We start from the raw sequence: 13,719 nt of genomic DNA on the forward strand, positions 1-13,719 counted from the left end.
CGGCATGTGTCAGGCCGGCGCTGTTTGCTGATGGAACGGCAGACCTGCCCGTCCCCTGATTCGGTGCGGCCTGGCCGCACCGCACTGCATGCGGATATCAGGCCGGCGGGAGTTTGGCCAGCTGTTCGCGCAATTTTTCCAGCAGGGTGGAGAAATTCGCCACCCGTTCACGCTCTTGCGCCACCACCGCCGCCGGCGCGCGCGCGACAAAGCTTTCATTGTCGAGCTTGCCTTGCGCTTTGGCGATTTCACCTTCCACCCGCGCGGCTTCCTTGCTCAAACGCTCACGTTCAGCGGCGACATCGATTTCCACCACCAGCATCAGGCGCGCACTGCCGACAATCGCAACCGGGGCCGGCGATTCCGGCAGCTTGTCCACCACCTGCACCTCAGCCAGTTTGGCCAAGCCGGCCAGATATGGGGTTTTATCGGCCACATCCGCCGCCTGAGCTTCCAGCACCAGCGGCACGCGCTGGGCCGGAGAAATTTGCATTTCGCCGCGCAGATTGCGGCAAGCGTCCACCATCGCTTTCATTTCCTGCATCCAGGCGAGCGCCGCCGGGTCGATTTTGTCGGCTTGCGGCAAAGGATAGGCTTGCAGCATGATGGTCGCGCCGCTCTTGCCCGCCAGCGGGGCCACGGTTTGCCACAATTCTTCCGTTACAAAAGGAATAATCGGATGCGCCAGGCGCAAAATCACTTCCAACACCCGCAACAGCGTGCGCCGGGTGTGCCGTTGCTGCGCCGGATTGCCTTGTTGCAACTGCACCTTGGCCATTTCCAGATACCAGTCGCAGTATTCATCCCAGGTGAATTGATAAATCGCATTCGCCACATTATCGAGACGGTATTCGGCAAAGCCTTTTTCAACTTCCGCTTCGGTTTGCTGCAGCAGGGAGATAATCCAGCGGTCAGCCGCCGAAGCCTGGAAATGCTCAGCATCCTGGATACGCGCATCATCTTCCGCGCTGACGCCGCAATCCTGCCCTTCTGTATTCATCAGCACGTAACGGGTCGCATTCCACAGCTTATTGCAGAAATTGCGATAGCCTTCACAACGCCCCAGGTCGAAATTGATATTCCGGCCCAGATTCGCATAACTGGCCATGGTGAAACGCACCGCATCCGCGCCAAACGCCGGAATGCCGTCCGGATATTCTTTGCGGGTGGCTTTTTCAATCGACTGCGCGGCTTTCGGATTCATCAAGCCGGTGGTGCGCTTGGCGACCAGGCTTTCCAGATCAATCCCGTCAATCAAATCAATCGGGTCAAGCGTATTGCCCTTCGATTTCGACATTTTCTGACCGTCGCCAGCGCGCACCAGGCCATGGATATACACATCGCGGAAAGCTGGCTTGCCGGTGAAATACGCGGTCATCATGACCATGCGCGCAACCCAGAAGAAAATGATGTCAAACCCTGTCACCAAAACCGAGGACGGCAGGAAGGCGTCGAGTTCAGCGGTTTTTTCCGGCCAGCCCAGCGTGGAGAACGGCACCATGGCGGACGAGAACCAGGTATCGAACACGTCCCCATCGCGGCGCAAGGTCTTGCCGCCGGCCATTTGTTGCGCTTCTTCTTCAGAGCGCGCGACGTACACCTTGCCATCATCGTCATACCAGGCGGGAATTTGATGCCCCCACCAGAGCTGGCGCGAAATACACCAATCCTGGATATTGTTCAGCCATTGGTTATAGGTGGTGGTCCAATTATCCGGCAGGAAGCGAACCTTGCCGCTGTCCACCATATCAAGCGCCGCTTCAGCCAGCGAGCGGCCCGGGAAATGCGCGTGCGCCGGGGCCGGTTTGCTCATCGCCACAAACCATTGATCCGTCAGCATCGGCTCAATCACCGCATCGGTGCGCTCGCAGCGCGGCACCATCAGCTTGTGCGGCTTGATGTCTTCCATCAACTCCAGCGCAGTCAGATCAGCCACGATTTGCTTGCGTGCGACAAAACGGTCTAAGCCACGGTATTTTTCCGGGGCTTGATCATTGATCTTGGCTTCCAGCGTGAAAATGCACAGCGGTTCGAGTTTGTGCCGCCGCCCCACTTCCCAGTCATTATTGTCATGCGCCGGGGTGATTTTGACGCAGCCGGAGCCAAAGCTCTGATCCACATATTCGTCGGCGATGATGGGGATTTGACGACCGGTTAGCGGCAATTCGAGCATTTTGCCGACCAGATGCTTGTAGCGCTCATCTTCCGGATTGACCGCCACAGCAACGTCGCCCAACATGGTTTCGGGACGGGTGGTGGCCACCACAATATGTCCGCCGCCCTCGGCCAGCGGATAACGGATATGCCACATCGAACCGTTTTCTTCTTTCGATTCGACTTCCAGATCCGAGACTGCCGTGCCCAGCACCGGGTCCCAGTTAACCAGGCGCTTGCCGCGATAGATCAAACCGTCCTGATACAGGCGCACAAAGGCTTCAATCACAATCTTGCTGCGCGCTTCATCCATGGTGAAATATTCACGCGCCCAATCCGCCGAAGCGCCCATGCGCCGCATCTGGCCGGTGATGGTGGAGCCGGATTTTTCCTTCCACTCCCAGACTTTATCGATGAAGGCTGCGCGCCCCAGATCGTGACGCGAGATTTGCTGTGCGCCCAATTGGCGCTCCACCACGATCTGAGTCGCAATCCCGGCGTGATCCGTGCCCGGCAGCCAGCAGGTGTTGTGCCCGCGCATGCGGTAGTAGCGGCTCAACGCATCCATCACGGTCTGATTGAACGCATGCCCCATATGCAAAGTGCCGGTGACATTCGGCGGCGGCAACTGAATACTGAAGGAAGGCTGGGAGCTGTCCATGGAGGCGGCGAAATATCCGCGCTCTTCCCAGGTGCTGCGCCATTGCGCTTCGATGGCGGCAGGTTCAAAAGACTTGGCTAATTCCATAATTGTCTGGCCGCCACCGGCGGGCGGGCCTGGTTTGTTGTTGGTAAGCAGCCATTATAAAGTATCGGGCCGCGCCTGCGGCGGTGCATCATAAGCGCTTTGATTGTGGCTTTTTTGCACAAAAATGCCCTTTTTCTGCTGCGGGAAGTACGTAGCGCCAAGCGCAAATATCTGTACAAGCGCGCATGCTCGTATAGAATCAGATAAGCTGCCTGCCTGTCACATGCACTGTATCAAGTGTTAAGATTGCATTGAATGCATGCCCAGGCAAACTCATCAACCCGGTCATGCTATTCCTCTGTGCCATGCCTTTTGCTTTTTGGAGCATCTGATGATCAAGATTGCTGTCGTCTCGTATAACAATGAAGCGCCTGCTTCGCCCATCTCCGCGATTTTCGGCCCGGAGCGAGCCACGATAGGACGCAGCGAGGGCAACTTCCTGGTTCTGCCTGACCCCAAACACTATGTTTCACGCTCCCAGGCTGCGGTATGGAGCAATGGCATGCGCCACCATATCGTCAACCTGTCACAAGCCAATCCGATTTTAATCAACGGCAAGGAACTCGAACCCGAGCGCGAATACGACATTCACGCTGGCGACGAAATTCAGATCGGTCTGTACCGTCTGCGCGCCGAAGCTTATACCGGTCAGCCCGTGCAAAATCCGACCCAGCCTGTGGCGCACAGCCAGACCCAGGCCATGGCGGGCACGCAAACCATTCCGCCGGCCATGCGTCAGCCGGCCCCCACCGCAACAGCCCCCGCTGCTGCGGCGGCCGCCCCGCTTGCAGCCGCTGCCGCGCCAGCGCCGGCAGCTGAGGCGCAATCGCCTGAGCAGATTAGCGCCGCCGCTGCGGCTGCCGCTGAAGCCGCGCATTTGAATGAATTGCTGCACGCCTTCCTCAACGGAGCCGGCGTGCCGAATCTGGCCTTATCCACGCCGCTGAATGCGGAACTGATGGAAATGCTGGGCAAACTGGTGGCCGCCTCAATCAATGGCGCCATGCAATTAATCGCCCAGCGCGCCCTGGTCAAGCGCGAAGTGAATGCGGAAGTGACGATGGTTGTGTTGCGTAAAAACAACCCGCTGAAATTTTTCCCCGACAGTCAAACCGTGCTGACCCAAATGCTGCGCAAAAAGATGCCCGGCTTTATGGAGCCGCATGAAGCGATGGAAGATTCCTTCCATGATCTGTACTCGCATCAACTGGGCGTAATCGCCGGCATGAAGGCCGCTATGGAAGGCATGCTCAAACGGCTGCACCCGACAGTGTTTGAGAAAAAACTCAAACAACCTTCCTTGATGGACTCGCTGAACCCGGCGCGCCGCAAAGCGGAAATGTGGGATTGCTATATGGAGCAATTCAATGGCATTTCTCATGAGGCCAAAGGCGATATCCAAAATCTGATCGGCAAGGAATTCCTCGCCGCCTACGAAAAGGAAGTGGAGCGTGTGCGTCACCCGCACGATCCCGCATAAAGCATGGCCGACCAATTCGAGACCGACCTGCTGCAAATCGACTCGGCGCAAATCAGCGCGGTCGGCGCACGCGCCAGCAATCAGGATGCGCTGACCTGTTGCAAGCAGGATGAATTGGTATGTTTTGTGATGGCTGACGGGGCCGGCGGACATGAGGGCGGCGAAATCGCCTCGCGTCTGGTGATCCATGCGATTGCTGAAAAATTCATGCAGGAAGGCTCATTTTCGCCACGCGCATTGCGCTCATATATCGAATGGGCTGTGATCAAGGTGGCGATAGGCAAACGCACCCACCCCAAGCAGCAAAGCATGAGCGCAACCATGGCCTCGCTCCTGATTGACCAACGCAACCGCAGCGCGCTGTGGGGACACCTGGGCGACACCCGTATTTATATGTTCCGCGCTGGCAAAGTATTTTGCATCAGTAAAGATCACAGTCTGGCGCAACGCTTTGTTGACGCCGGCTATGGCGACTATGCGAATATCCGGCAACACCCGCAACGCAGCGTATTATTCGCTGCGATTGGCGCTGAAGGCGACACATTTCCGGATATCACGCAAGAACCGGTCAACGTTTTGGACGGTGACGCATTTCTGCTGTGCACCGACGGTTTTTGGGAGTGGGTGCTGGAAGCGGACATGGAAAACACTCTGGCGCAAGCACAAAATTGCAATGAATGGCTGGCAATGATGAACCGGATTGCCGAGCGCAACGTCAGCGCTTCAGGCAAAGGGAGGGATAATTTTTCGGCCTTTGCAATTTGGTTGCGCGAGCCAATCGCGGTAAGATGACGAAACATGCCCGCTGAATAAGCAAACTTGTCGAGCAGACCTTGAAAACAGAAGAAATATTCGCAAGCACGGTGCAAGTTCCAAGAGATAGCGGAACTGAAAATTGCCTGCCCATAGGAACCCGCCTGGCTGATTTTGAAATCACCGGCATCCTGGGCGAAGGCGGTTTTGGCATTGTGTATCTGGCCTTTGACCATTCCTTGCAACGCACTGTTGCGATCAAGGAATATATGCCAGGCACGCTGGCCAGCCGCGTCGCCGACGGCGGCGTCGCCGTGCGCGCTGAGCGCCACAAAGCCACCTTTGAAGCCGGTTTGAAGAGCTTCATCAATGAAGCACGCCTGTTGGCCCAGTTTGATCACCCGTCTTTGGTGAAAGTCTATCGTTTCTGGGAACAAAACCGCACCGCATACATGGCGATGCGGTATTACGATGGCAAAACCTTAAAAGAAATCGTCAATACGCGCCCGGAAATGGTGACGGAGGCTTGGCTTAAATTTATTTTTAAGCAAATCCTGGAAGCGCTCGACACCCTCTACAAAGCCAAAATTCTGCATCGCGATGTGTCGCCGGACAATATCATCGTGCAAAAGAATGGCGATGCGGTGCTGCTGGATTTCGGTTCCGCGCGTCAAATCATCGGTGACATGACTCAGGGGCTGACTGTGATCTTGAAGCCGGGTTATGCGCCGGTCGAGCAATATGCCGACGACGCCACCCTGCGCCAGGGGCCGTGGACCGACATCTACGCCTTGGCGGCGGTGATGTATTTCGCCATCAACAAAACCCCGCCCCCGACTTCGGTCGCACGCGTGGTCAAGGATTCGCTGATTCCTCTGCAACAGGGACAGCACGCCGGTTTTTCGGAAAAATTTCTGCAAGCAGTCGATATCGGCCTGGCGATTCAACCGGAAGACCGGCCACAATCGATGGATGAATTCCGCCGCCTGCTGGGCATCCCGGCTTTCATTTCAGCGCGCTCTTCGCGCTCTTCACGCAGCAGCGCGGCCAACCCCGGCGCCAGCCAAAATGGCGAAACACGCCAGCGCAATCATGGCCCACGCACACAAGGCAAGGTCAAACCCAAGGCAGAGGAAGAGGAAGGCGAAAATATCAAGCGCGGGCGCAGCCGCCCCGGCCTGATCATTTTCGCGCTGGGCTTGGCTTTGATGCTTGGCGCCGGCCTGTATTTTTCCAAACGGCAGAGCGAGCCGGCGCCGGTGGTGAATAATCCCCCGCAGCCGGCCAGTGCGCCGCTGGCGCAAGTCAGCACGCCGACGCCAAGCCCGGGCGTCACGCCAACGCCAGCGGCAACGCCAGCCGCAAGCCAGGCTGCAAACGCCAGCGCCACGTCTGGCAGCCCGCCGCAAAGCAACCCGGCCGGCGAGACGGAAGAATGGGAAAGCCTGAAAACGGAAACCAGTCCCGATAAGTTAAACGCCTTCCTGCAAAAATATCCTGACGGCAAATTCGCCGAGGCCGCCAAGAGCCGCCTGGCTGAATTAAGCAAGACCGGCGAACCCGCCCCGGCCAAAGTCAATGTGCGTCTCTCCATCAAACCATGGGGGGATGTGTATGTGGACGGCACGTATCGCGGCGCCAGCCCGCCGAAAAAAGCCTTGAGCCTGGAAGAAGGCAAGCACAAGGTCACGATTAAAAATGGCGGCTTCCCGGATTACTCCACGGAAATCGTGGTCAGCAAGAAAAAAGGCTTGGTGATCGAACACGAATTTAAGTGAAAAACAGCGCTGACACAGCAATCTGTGTTGACGCAAAATTTGGCGTGCAAGGCAAAAGTGGGTAGTATTGATCCAATCTCTCTGTCATTCTCCGGATCAAGATGAAAACATACCGCGCATACAAAGCCCTGTGCTGGGCTGTTGCAATAGCAACAAGCAGCGTACTGCTGAGCGGCTGCGAAACCCCGCCGCCAGCGCCGGCCAAACCCGTGGTCAAACCGGCCCCGCCCAAACCGACGCCAACACCGGAGCCTGCCCCGACGCCACAACCACAACCCAGCGTCGGCCCGGAAACGATTGCCTACAAAGAGGGGCTTGCCTTATACAACAATGGCAACTTCAATGAGGCGGTCAAGCGTTTAAGCGCGCCGGAAATCTGGAACAGCCGGGATAAGTCCATCCAGGCCGAAGCGGCCAAATACATGGCGTTCAGTTATTGCGTGACCAATCGGCGGCAACTGTGCCGCCAGCAATTCGACCGGCTGCTGAAATTGGAACCGGGATATGAATTAAGCGCGGCGGAAAAAGGCCACCCACTCTGGGGCCCGGTCTTTGTGCAAGCGAAGAAAGCTGCAAAATAATAGAAAAAGGCCGCAAATGCGGCCTTTTTTGACGCAAAAGAAAATCAGGCTGCTTTGCGGCGGCGGGCGAAAAAGCCCAGTGCGCCCAGACCCAGGCCCAGCATAGCCCAGGTTTCAGCTTCCGGCACGGCGGTCACGGCAGCGCCAACTGTGGCGCCGTAATAGTATTCATAGTTCGGGGTGAGGAAACTGATTTCACTGTAGACGCCGTTCAAGCGCACCACGCCATTGCCTTCACGCCCGGTCACGGTCGTACCGGATGCGCTCAAGGAGCCGCCGCCCCAGTGACCAGGGCCTTGCACGATCACGTCCAGGCTGCTGACATTCTGGAATTGAAAGCTGACCGGCACCCCGCCCTGCCCCACGCTGATCAAGGCGATATAGGGATTGACCACCGGCTTGGAGAAACGGATCGTATTGATTTGATTATTGCCGCCAGTCATCAACAGTGTGCCATTGCTGCCCGGCGTGTTGCTGACTTCAGCATTCGTAAAGGAAGAGGGAACATCATAGATCCAGGCAGAATGATCGGAAGCAAATGCATTCCCGGTATAGCTGACGCCAATGCTTTCGCCATTTTGCGTCAAAGAACCGTTATAACCATTCCAATTGGTCCAACTTACCGTGCCTGCAGCGGCAGGCAGCGACACGGCAGCAGCGAGAACGAGTGCAGCAAATTGTTTCATCTTCATTCCTTTGTTTGCAATATGAGTTTCCAGAATCCGGGCGCGTCTCTTGTAATATGCTGATATTCACGCTTATCATACAAGCGAAGCAGCTGTGAATATGAATCCACAGCAGTATAGCGCACTGATGTGGATTGTAGAAGAGAATTGCTTTTTAGATAATGCAAAAATGTGTATCACGCCAGCGCCAAGCCGTCGTTCATAGGGGGAGTTTGCATGCAAAAACATATTGATTCCGCAGCCCTGGCGCTGATGGGCGCAGCCCTCACGCTTGCGCTATTCAAAGGATTGGTGGGCGCGCTGTTTTCAGGCTTGCTGGTGTATTCCCTGATCCACCTGATCACCCCCAAAATTGCCGGCAAAATCAGCAATGAGAAGGCAAAACTGCTGGCGGCTTCGGTGCTTGGCTTTGTCGTGATTGGCGGCTTGACGCTGGGGATTTGGGGGGCAGTGTCTTTTTTCCGCAGCGATGCCGGTAATTTGCACGCCTTGCTGCAAAAACTGGCCGATATGATCGCCGCTTCCCGCCATCAATTCCCGCAATGGCTGATCGATAAATTACCGCTGGATGCGGATGAGATGAGCCAGCAAATCGCCCAATGGATGCGTGAACATGCAGCGGAAGCCAAGACCTGGGGCGCAGAAGCAGGCCGCAGCGCCTTGCATATTTTGCTGGGCATGATCATCGGCGCAATTATCGCGCTGGGCGATGTGCGCAAGCCGCATCAAATGCAGGCGCTGGCCGCAGCCCTGCATACGCGCTGCACCCTGCTGGTCGAATCTTTCCGCAGCATCGTGTTTGCGCAAGTCTGGATTTCCGCCATCAATACTGCGATTACGGCAGTCTTTGTGCTGCTGGTGCTGCCGCTCGCCGGGGTGCATCTGCCTCTGGCCAAAACCCTGATTGCGATTACCTTTGTCGCCGGCTTGCTGCCGGTGGTGGGCAATTTGATTTCCAATACTGTGTTTGTGATTGTCGGCCTGTCGGTTTCGCTGAATGTCGCCATCGCTCTGCTGGCTTTCATGGTGATCATCCACAAACTGGAGTATTTCCTGAATGCGCGCATCATCGGCTCGCATATTGACGCCAAAAGCTGGGAATTGCTGATTGTGATTTTGGTAATGGAAAGCTGCTTCGGGATTGCCGGCGTGGTCGCCGGGCCAGTGCTGTACGCCTATATCAAGAAGGAATTAAAACTGCGCGAATTGATTTAAGCGAGATAAAAAAACCCGCTCTCAGCGGGTTTTTTTATGTCTTGCGTCAGCTTATACCGAGAAGGATGAGCCGCAGCCGCAAGTGGAGGTCGCGTTTGGATTGCGGATCACAAATTGCGCGCCTTCCAGATCATCTTTGTAGTCGATTTCCGCGCCGAGCAAATATTGATAGCTCATTGCATCAATCAATAACTGCACGCCATTTTTGACCATAGTGGTGTCATCTTCATTCACCACTTCATCAAAGGTGAAACCATATTGAAAACCGGAGCAACCGCCGCCTTGCACAAAGACGCGCAGCTTCAATTCCGGGTTGCCTTCTTCCTCAATCAGCTGTGCGACCTTGGCCGCAGCGCTGTCGGTAAAAACGATGGGATCCAATTCAGCGACGGCATTCATATTGCTCTCCTTGCACATATCAATCAATGCGACAGATTATAACCAGCCGCAGGTTTTCCTGCTGAAGCCGGGCTTAAGACTTACCACCGGCAGACACCGCCAGCTTCAAAACCGGTTCGGTTTCATGCGCAAGCTTGCCGGAAACCACAGCCCCGCCATGCATTTCCAGCGTTTTATACGATACATCACCGTTGATGCGGGCTTTTGGCTGCAATTCCAGCATTTCGGAGGAAAACAGCGGCCCCACCACCTCACCATTCACCACCAAATGCGCGGCGCGCACTTCGCCTTCGATTTTAGCCTGCTCGGAAATCACCAGCATACTCGGGGCGCCCTCTTCACCGATCACATTGCCTTTGATCTGACCATCTATGCGCAAACCGCCGCTGAAATGGATATTGCCCTCAATCCGCGTGCTTGCGCCGATCAGGCTGTCTATGGTGTTTTTGGGGGATCGTCCGAACATTGCGCCATCCTTAGAGTGTTGCTGATTGCTGAGTGCGCATCTGGCCTTTTTCGAGCACACGCGCCTGTACCGACTTGACCGTCAAGCCATCCGGCAGGGTCAGAATGCCTTCCAGGCGCTGGTAGTGTTTGAAGCTGAGCTTGTATTTGTCAGCATCGTTCGCCTTGGCATCGGGGAATTGGATGATAACACTTTTGCCCCCCTGCTGACCAGTCAGCAGCAACTGCAATTGGCCGTCAAACTGCAAATCTCCCTTGCCGCCCTGCATCACCAGCAGGCGGTAACGCAATTGGGTCGGGGCCAGCAAATCGATTTTCACACGTCGGATAGCAATCCCGCGCGCACCGGTATCTGCCGGCAACAAGCTTTCAAAAAACGCTAAGTCCTCTTTTAAGCGCGCATTTTCATCTTCCAGGGTCTTGGCTTGACGGGCCAGCTGCTGCTGGGCGGCGCGCTCAATGTTGACTTTGGATTCAGCGGCATTGGCTGCGCTTTGCAATCTGTCTTTTTCTGCGCTCAACTTCTCGATTTGCTCGCGATAATCACGCAATTGCGAACCGGATGCGCCGCCGCCCAAGCGTGGCGCCGCCCACCACAGCAAGGCGCCGGCGACACATAAGGCCAGCGCAGGCGCAAACAGCCGCTCAGGCCAGGTGCGCTCCTGTTGGATCGAGACTTTGGAAGAGGCCAAATCCTGCCGCTTCCACCAGGGTTTACGTTTCAATACCACAAGAACCTCCCGCGCCTAGCGCAGCTGAATTCCACCGGCGCCCACGGCGCCGGCGCTTACGCCTCAGGGCAATACCGGCACATGCAACAAACCGGCGCTTTCCTGCAAGCCGAACATCAAGTTCATGCACTGCACCGCCTGACCGGAAGCGCCCTTGACCAGATTGTCTTGCACCACCAGCACGGTCACGGTATCGCCGGCCCAGCCATCCTGCTGCGGACGGTGCAAGGCGATGCGCAACATATTCGAGGCGCGCGTGCTGCGGGTTTCCGGGTGGCTGCCAAACGGCAACACATCAACAAACGGCTCAGCCTGGTAGGCTTGCTCGAACAATTCCTGCAATGCTTGATTGCTGATTTCAGTTTTCAATTGCGCATACAGGGTGGAGTGCATGCCGCGAATCATCGGAACCAGATGCGGCGTAAACAATAAACCGGGCTTTTCCGCGCTGATGTAAGAAAGTTGCTCCAGCGTTTCCGGAGTATGGCGATGCCCTGACACGCCATATGCTTTGAAGTTGTCGCCGGCTTCTGCCAACAACATCCCGACTTCCGCTTTGCGCCCGGCGCCCGAGACGCCGGATTTGCAGTCTGCAATCAAGCGCTTGGCGTGCACCACGCCAGCTTTCAGCAAGGGATACAAACCGAGCTGGATGGTGGTCGGATAGCAGCCCGGATTGGCGATCAAGCGCGCATTGCGGATTTTTTCACGGTTCAATTCCGGCAGGCCATATGCAGCTTCCGCCAGCAACTCCGGGCAAGTGTGTGGAATTCCATACCATTTTTCAAATACGGCGCGATCTTTCAAGCGAAAATCAGCGCCCAGATCGATCACTTTCACGCCAGCAGCCAGCAATTCCGGGGCCTGCGCCATTGCGACACCGTGCGGGGTGGCGAAAAACACCACATCACAAGCAGCCAGATCCGCTTTTTCCGGCGCTGAAAACGCCAAATCCACGCGCCCGCGCAGCGAAGGGAACATCTCGGACACCTTCATTCCATCTTCTTTACGCGACGTGATCGCTTGCAATTGCACTTGCGGATGCGCTGACAGCAAGCGCAGCAATTCGACCCCGGTGTAGCCAGTGCCGCCAACGATGCCCACTTTGATCATGTTCATTCCTTCAACGCCGCGAGAGTACTCTTTTGGCAAAATTAGTGTTAAAACAACAATAAGCTTGTGGCTGCATTTTACCAGTTTGCCGCCCGGGGCATGCGCTTGCACCTGAATTCAGGCAGCATACGGCACAGCAAGGCGCGGCAAAAAATGTGTCCACAAAAAACAAAACCGCCGGACAAAGCCGGCGGTTTTGCATGCGGATCGCAGCGATTAACGCTTGGAGAATTGCTTTGCGCGACGTGCTTTGCGCAGACCAACTTTCTTACGTTCAACTTCACGTGCGTCACGGGTCACGAAGCCGGCGTTCGACAGAGCAGCCTTGAGCGCTGCGTCATAGTCGATCAGGGCGCGGGTGATGCCGTGGCGCACTGCGCCTGCCTGGCCGGATTCGCCGCCGCCGTGCACATTCACCTTGATGTCGAAGCGCTCGACATTATTGGTCAGTTCCAACGGTTGACGGATCACCATCAGGCCGGTTTCACGCGAAAAGTATTCGCTTGCCGGACGGCCGTTGACGATGATTTGGCCGCTGCCGGCCTTGATGAAGACGCGGGCGACGGCGCTCTTACGGCGGCCGGTACCATAGTAGTAATTACCGATCATGGCGATTTCCTCAGATGTCCAAAACTTTGGGTTGCTGCGCGGTATGCGGATGGGTCGCATCTGCATACACTTTCAGCTTCTTGAACATCGCATAGCCCAGCGGGCCTTTAGGCAGCATGCCCTTGACCGCTTTTTCCAGGGCGCGGCCCGGGAAACGCTGTTGCATCTTCAGGAAGTTGGTTTCGTAGATACCGCCCGGATAACCGGAGTGACGGTAGTACATCTTGTTCTGTTCTTTGGTGCCGGTCACGCGCAGCTTGGCTGCATTGATGACGACGATGAAATCGCCGGTATCAACGTGAGGAGTGAATTCCGGCTTGTGCTTGCCACGCAACCGGCGTGCCACTTCGCTGGCAACACGCCCGAGGACTTTGTCGGTCGCGTCAATCACATACCATTCGCGGGAAACCTCAAGCGGCTTCGCGGAAAAAGTTTTCATGATGACTTCCTTGTTTTTGGAAAATACATGCCCAATTTACTGGCGGTTCCGACGTTGAAATGCCGGACTCATCCTTTTTCCTGGGCAGACGGAAACGCAAGATTCTAGCCGATGCACGCATCAGCGTCAAGGCGTTACTTATCGCCAGATGTCCGGATTTCACGCAGGTTTCTGCGGTATTTGCTGCCGTTTGCCTGCAAAACATGGATCGACACATGCCACGCAAAAAAACTGACGCCCAGACCTGGTACCGCCCGCCGGCGGATGATGTCTGCCCTTTATGCGGACGCATCATTCCGCCGGAACAAAAAGATGCGCATCATCTGATTCCAAAAATGAAGGGCGGGCGGGAAACGCAATTCATGCACCGCATCTGCCACCGCCAGATTCACGCGCTATTCAGCGAAAGCGAACTGGCGCAGCACTATTGCACGGTGGAGGCCTTGCTGGCGCACCCGGAGATTCAAAAATTTGTGAACTGGATCAAACGCAAGCCGCCCGGTTTTTATGACCGCTCCAAGCGCAGCAAGCAATGGCGCTGAGATGAATTGCGCGTCAGCAGCTACAA

At 56.1% G+C, this 13,719-nt stretch carries 14 protein-coding genes; 6 read left to right on the forward strand and 8 right to left on the reverse strand.

What is annotated here, in order from left to right; genetic code table 11:
* Window positions 1-97 precede the first annotated feature (97 nt).
* Window positions 98-2,902, reverse strand: a complete 2,805-nt coding sequence (locus V8J88_RS19045; RefSeq protein ID WP_338845809.1) for a valine--tRNA ligase — start codon at window positions 2,900-2,902, stop codon at window positions 98-100.
* Window positions 2,903-3,233: 331 nt separating this feature from the next.
* On the opposite strand from V8J88_RS19045, the gene tagH reads away from it, so the two are divergent.
* From tagH to V8J88_RS19065, 4 genes are all read left to right on the forward strand, one after another.
* Complete coding sequence (gene tagH, locus V8J88_RS19050; protein WP_338845810.1) at window positions 3,234-4,382, forward strand: type VI secretion system-associated FHA domain protein TagH; 1,149 nt, start codon at window positions 3,234-3,236, stop codon at window positions 4,380-4,382.
* Between the two features lie 3 nt (window positions 4,383-4,385).
* Complete coding sequence (locus V8J88_RS19055) at window positions 4,386-5,174, forward strand: PP2C family serine/threonine-protein phosphatase (RefSeq protein ID WP_338845811.1); 789 nt, start codon at window positions 4,386-4,388, stop codon at window positions 5,172-5,174.
* A 41-nt stretch (window positions 5,175-5,215) separates the two neighbouring features.
* Window positions 5,216-6,913 carry a serine/threonine-protein kinase gene (locus tag V8J88_RS19060; RefSeq protein ID WP_338845812.1) on the forward strand — a complete coding sequence of 566 codons (1,698 nt, stop codon included), beginning with the start codon at window positions 5,216-5,218 and terminating at the stop codon, window positions 6,911-6,913.
* A gap of 101 nt (window positions 6,914-7,014) precedes the next feature.
* Window positions 7,015-7,494 carry a TssQ family T6SS-associated lipoprotein gene (locus V8J88_RS19065; RefSeq protein WP_338845813.1) on the forward strand — a complete coding sequence of 160 codons (480 nt, stop codon included), beginning with the start codon at window positions 7,015-7,017 and terminating at the stop codon, window positions 7,492-7,494.
* Between the two features lie 44 nt (window positions 7,495-7,538).
* On the opposite strand, the gene V8J88_RS19070 is transcribed toward V8J88_RS19065, so the two are convergent.
* The gene (locus tag V8J88_RS19070) at window positions 7,539-8,180 is read right to left on the reverse strand and encodes a PEP-CTERM sorting domain-containing protein (protein WP_338845814.1); all 642 of its coding nucleotides are present in this window, start codon (window positions 8,178-8,180) and stop codon (window positions 7,539-7,541) included.
* A gap of 216 nt (window positions 8,181-8,396) precedes the next feature.
* Between V8J88_RS19070 and V8J88_RS19075 the strand changes: the two genes are divergently transcribed.
* On the forward strand, window positions 8,397-9,395 hold the full coding sequence (locus V8J88_RS19075) for a hypothetical protein (protein WP_338845815.1): 999 nt from the start codon (window positions 8,397-8,399) through the stop codon (window positions 9,393-9,395).
* Window positions 9,396-9,446: 51 nt separating this feature from the next.
* On the opposite strand, the gene erpA is transcribed toward V8J88_RS19075, so the two are convergent.
* The 6 genes from erpA to rplM form a co-directional block, all read right to left on the reverse strand.
* Window positions 9,447-9,794, reverse strand: a complete 348-nt coding sequence (erpA, locus tag V8J88_RS19080; RefSeq protein ID WP_338845816.1) for an iron-sulfur cluster insertion protein ErpA — start codon at window positions 9,792-9,794, stop codon at window positions 9,447-9,449.
* Window positions 9,795-9,867: 73 nt separating this feature from the next.
* Window positions 9,868-10,260: a polymer-forming cytoskeletal protein gene (locus V8J88_RS19085; RefSeq protein WP_338845817.1), complete on the reverse strand. Its 393-nt coding sequence runs from the start codon at window positions 10,258-10,260 to the stop codon at window positions 9,868-9,870.
* A 10-nt stretch (window positions 10,261-10,270) separates the two neighbouring features.
* Window positions 10,271-10,990, reverse strand: coding sequence for a DUF6776 family protein (locus V8J88_RS19090; RefSeq protein WP_338845818.1), 720 nt, complete (start codon window positions 10,988-10,990; stop codon window positions 10,271-10,273).
* A gap of 63 nt (window positions 10,991-11,053) precedes the next feature.
* Window positions 11,054-12,103, reverse strand: a complete 1,050-nt coding sequence (gene argC, locus V8J88_RS19095; RefSeq protein ID WP_338845819.1) for an N-acetyl-gamma-glutamyl-phosphate reductase — start codon at window positions 12,101-12,103, stop codon at window positions 11,054-11,056.
* A gap of 216 nt (window positions 12,104-12,319) precedes the next feature.
* On the reverse strand, window positions 12,320-12,712 hold the full coding sequence (rpsI, locus tag V8J88_RS19100) for a 30S ribosomal protein S9 (RefSeq protein ID WP_338845820.1): 393 nt from the start codon (window positions 12,710-12,712) through the stop codon (window positions 12,320-12,322).
* 10 nt (window positions 12,713-12,722) lie between these two features.
* A complete protein-coding gene (gene rplM, locus V8J88_RS19105; protein WP_338845821.1) occupies window positions 12,723-13,151 on the reverse strand; it encodes a 50S ribosomal protein L13 in 429 nt (142 codons plus the stop codon).
* A 215-nt stretch (window positions 13,152-13,366) separates the two neighbouring features.
* Between rplM and V8J88_RS19110 the strand changes: the two genes are divergently transcribed.
* Window positions 13,367-13,693 (forward strand): HNH endonuclease signature motif containing protein, encoded by a 327-nt coding sequence (locus V8J88_RS19110; RefSeq protein ID WP_338845822.1) that lies wholly within the window; start codon window positions 13,367-13,369, stop codon window positions 13,691-13,693.
* The last annotated feature ends 26 nt before the right edge of the window (window positions 13,694-13,719 follow it).

The organism is Massilia sp. W12 (genome assembly GCF_037300705.1).
Lineage (GTDB): Bacteria > Pseudomonadota > Gammaproteobacteria > Burkholderiales > Burkholderiaceae_D > JACPVY01.

Bases quoted from the DNA above. Each gene is read 5' to 3' on its own strand.
- V8J88_RS19055 (WP_338845811.1), top strand. From the start codon at position 4,386: ATGGCCGACCAATTCGAGACCGACCTGCTGCAAATCGACTCGGCGCAA.
- rpsI (WP_338845820.1), bottom strand. From the start codon at position 12,712: ATGATCGGTAATTACTACTATGGTACCGGCCGCCGTAAGAGCGCCGTC.
- argC (WP_338845819.1), bottom strand. From the start codon at position 12,103: ATGATCAAAGTGGGCATCGTTGGCGGCACTGGCTACACCGGGGTCGAA.
- V8J88_RS19110 (WP_338845822.1), top strand. From the start codon at position 13,367: ATGCCACGCAAAAAAACTGACGCCCAGACCTGGTACCGCCCGCCGGCG.
- erpA (WP_338845816.1), bottom strand. From the start codon at position 9,794: ATGAATGCCGTCGCTGAATTGGATCCCATCGTTTTTACCGACAGCGCT.
- V8J88_RS19065 (WP_338845813.1), top strand. From the start codon at position 7,015: ATGAAAACATACCGCGCATACAAAGCCCTGTGCTGGGCTGTTGCAATA.
- tagH (WP_338845810.1), top strand. From the start codon at position 3,234: ATGATCAAGATTGCTGTCGTCTCGTATAACAATGAAGCGCCTGCTTCG.
- V8J88_RS19070 (WP_338845814.1), bottom strand. From the start codon at position 8,180: ATGAAACAATTTGCTGCACTCGTTCTCGCTGCTGCCGTGTCGCTGCCT.
- rplM (WP_338845821.1), bottom strand. From the start codon at position 13,151: ATGAAAACTTTTTCCGCGAAGCCGCTTGAGGTTTCCCGCGAATGGTAT.
- V8J88_RS19075 (WP_338845815.1), top strand. From the start codon at position 8,397: ATGCAAAAACATATTGATTCCGCAGCCCTGGCGCTGATGGGCGCAGCC.
- V8J88_RS19045 (WP_338845809.1), bottom strand. From the start codon at position 2,902: ATGGAATTAGCCAAGTCTTTTGAACCTGCCGCCATCGAAGCGCAATGG.
- V8J88_RS19085 (WP_338845817.1), bottom strand. From the start codon at position 10,260: ATGTTCGGACGATCCCCCAAAAACACCATAGACAGCCTGATCGGCGCA.